Below are 2,809 nucleotides of genomic sequence, written 5' to 3' on the forward strand. Positions count from 1 at the left end.
ACGCGGTCCGCGTAGCCGTCGAAGAGCCTCCAGCGGGTCCCCGCGTCGTCGCGGTACCTCGAATCGGCCTCGATGGGCGCGAGCGCCTCCGCGACCACGGCGGCGCATCCCTCCGCGTCCCCGGCAAAGAGCTTTTTCTGCGCATCGGCGACCGTCTGCCTCAAGGCGCTCGCGGCCTTGAAGGACTCCTCCACGGCCTCGGGGTCCGACTCGTCGATCTCGCCCTCGATAAGCCTGCGAGCGACCTCGCGCGAGGCGGCGATGACGTCGGGGTCCCCGGACTCCCGCGCGATTTCGAGCACGGAGCGGACGTTCTCCTCGGTCGAGGGGCCGAGCGCGGCGGAGGCTTTCCTGGCCACCTCGGCGCGCGCGGCGTCCTCCCTCACGGAGAGCCCGTGCACGTACCTGCACCCGAGGTTCGCCGCCGCGCTCGCGCTGGAGAGGCGCTCATCGGAGAGCTCGACTGTGCGGTAGCGGCCCTTGGGGCAGAACCGCTCCTCGTCCATCGAGAAGCCCTGGGCAACCGGCGCGAGCGTCCCGTCGGACTCGTCCATCGACGCGCACAGGAAGCGCATGAGCGAGACGGGCTCGGCGCGCGCGAGGTCAATCCCCTCGAGGTCCTCGCGCTCGAGGGCCGCCGAGCAGTAGCATGCGTGGCTCGTCGCCGTGTCGACAACTCCGGAGACCCAAACGCGGTGCAGGTCAGGGGTATTGTTGAAGACGTAGGCGCACAACAGGACGAGCACCCGCAGGTTGTAGTCGGTGGCCGCGCGCCTGCGCATCGCGTCGCTCGCGGGCACGATGCCGAGCCCGTCCACATAGGCCTTGGCCGGCATGAGGCGCGGCGGGACGAGCTCGACCTCGATGGCCGCCTCGCCTTCCCGCGCGTTCACGCGGAACCTCGCGGAGAGCCGGTAGGGGAGCCTTAGGCACTCGATGCCCGCGGCGATGGCCTTGCGGTCCGCCCATTCGCCTCCGCACCCGAGCTCCTCAGGGTCGAGAACGGGGGTCTGCGCCTGCTGGGCCACCGAGCGCGCGACGCGTTGCTCGGTGCGGACGATCTCCTCCATGCTCGCTCCGCGCGGGTCGTCCAGCAGGGCGGAGCAAAGAAGCGCGCCGTTCAGCGCCGCCTCGACGCCAAGGACCCGGAGCTTTGCGAGGTAGGGGAGCTCGGCGTCCTCGATACGGAGGTAGAACAGCCCGCTCGTCCTCGGGCGTACGACGCGCAGCCCGGGCAGGCGCCCCTCGTCCTCGAAGATCCCCGCCTCGCCGAGCCGCTCCGCGAGCCTTCGCTCGAGTGCCGAGGCGCCCTCGTCGGAGCGCGTCTGGACGACGAAGGACTCCAGCAGCGCCGCCGGGTCCTTGGCCGCCATGAGCTCGCGGCCGAAGCGGTCGATGTCGAACCCCTCGGACGGGGCCGCACCGGCGAGGGCCGCCTTTGCGGCGCCCTCCACCATCGCGGCGATGACCTTCTCGATCCCACCGCCGTGTTTGCCGACAGCGCCGTCCATGTGCCTACCTCGGGTCGGAGATCTTGCGGATAAAGAGGCCGCTTCGGAGCTTCGGCTCGAACCAGGTGGACTTCGGCGGCATGAGGAGCCCCGCGTCGGCGACGCTCATGAGGTCGTCCACGGAGGTCGCGCACAGGCTGAAGGCGACGCCGTCGGCGCCGGCCCTGCGCTCGAGCTCCTCTGTGCCGGCGTTGCCGCCGACGAAGCTGATCCTCTCGTCGAGGCGCGGGTCACCGATGCCGAGCACGGGGCCGAGCACGTGGTCCTGAAGGCGCGACGCGTCGAGCGACGCCACGGGGTCTGCGCCCGCCTCGGCGTCCCCCTTCCAGACGAGGCGGCGCCAGCTCCCCGCGCAGTACATGCCAAAGACGCCCTTCTGAGCGGGCGCGACCGCCTCGCCGAGGGGCTCGGAGACCTCGAAGTTCGCGGCCGCTACCGCCTGCGCGAGCTCGTCGGGCGTCATCCCGTTCAGGTCCGAGACCACGCGGTTGTATGGAAGGACCGTGAGCTCGCTCGCGGGAAAGAGGACGCAGAGCAGGTAGTTGAAGGGCTCGTCCCCCGTGAGGGCGTCTCCCGCGTCCTCGCGCAGCTCGCGGCACACGCGCGCTGCCGAGGCCGCGCGGTGGTGGCCGTCGGCGATGTAGGCGCGCGGCATCCGCGCGAGCATGAGCTCGATGGCCTCGACCGCCTCCGGGCGGCCCACGCGCCACACGGTCTGGCGCACGCCCTCGGCGTCCTCGAAGTCATAGAGGGGCTCGGCCTCCTTGGCCGCGCCGACGAGGAAGGCGAGCGTCGGGTCGTCGCGGTACGCGAGGAAGATGGGCCCGGTCTGGCAACCGGTCGCCTCGATATGGCGGACGCGGTCGTCCTCCTTCTCGCGGCGGGTCAGCTCGTGTCGCCGGATGGTCCCGTCCATGTAGTCGTCGAGCGAGCACGCGGCGACGATGCCGGTCTGGCTGCGGCCGCCCTGCTCGAGGCGATAGAGGTAGTAGCATTTGTTCGGGTCGCGCATGAGCGTGCCGTCGGCGGCCCGTTCCTCGAGGATCCTCCTCGCGGCCGCGTAGACGTCGTCCGCGTACATGTCGTGGTCGGGGCCGAAGGCGGTCTCGGGGCGGTCGATCGCGAGGAAGGAGGTCGGGTGGGCGGCCACATAGGCGGCGGCCTCGCCGCGGTCGAAGACGTCGTAGGGCAGCGAGGCGAACGCCGCCGCGCGGTCGGGAACGGGCCGCAGGCAGGCGAAGGGCAGTGCGCGCATTGGTATATCTCCTCAGGTCGAGGGCATGTTCGGGCGTAGGGTT

General features: G+C 71.2%; 1 protein-coding gene and 1 pseudogene. Both read right to left on the reverse strand.

Annotation, left to right across the window (positions count from 1 at the left end):
- Nucleotides 1-1,511: pseudogene (locus tag ACT84W_RS07920) on the reverse strand (hypothetical protein); the annotation flags it as partial.
- 4 nt (nucleotides 1,512-1,515) lie between these two features.
- Entirely contained in the window at nucleotides 1,516-2,766 is a 1,251-nt protein-coding gene (locus tag ACT84W_RS07925) for a DUF1015 domain-containing protein (protein WP_444328811.1), read from the reverse strand.
- Nucleotides 2,767-2,809: the final 43 nt, after the last annotated feature.

Source organism: Paratractidigestivibacter sp. (assembly GCF_052362415.1).
Lineage (GTDB): Bacteria > Actinomycetota > Coriobacteriia > Coriobacteriales > Atopobiaceae > Paratractidigestivibacter.

Bases quoted from the DNA above. Each gene is read 5' to 3' on its own strand.
- ACT84W_RS07925 (WP_444328811.1), bottom strand. From the start codon at position 2,766: ATGCGCGCACTGCCCTTCGCCTGCCTGCGGCCCGTTCCCGACCGCGCG.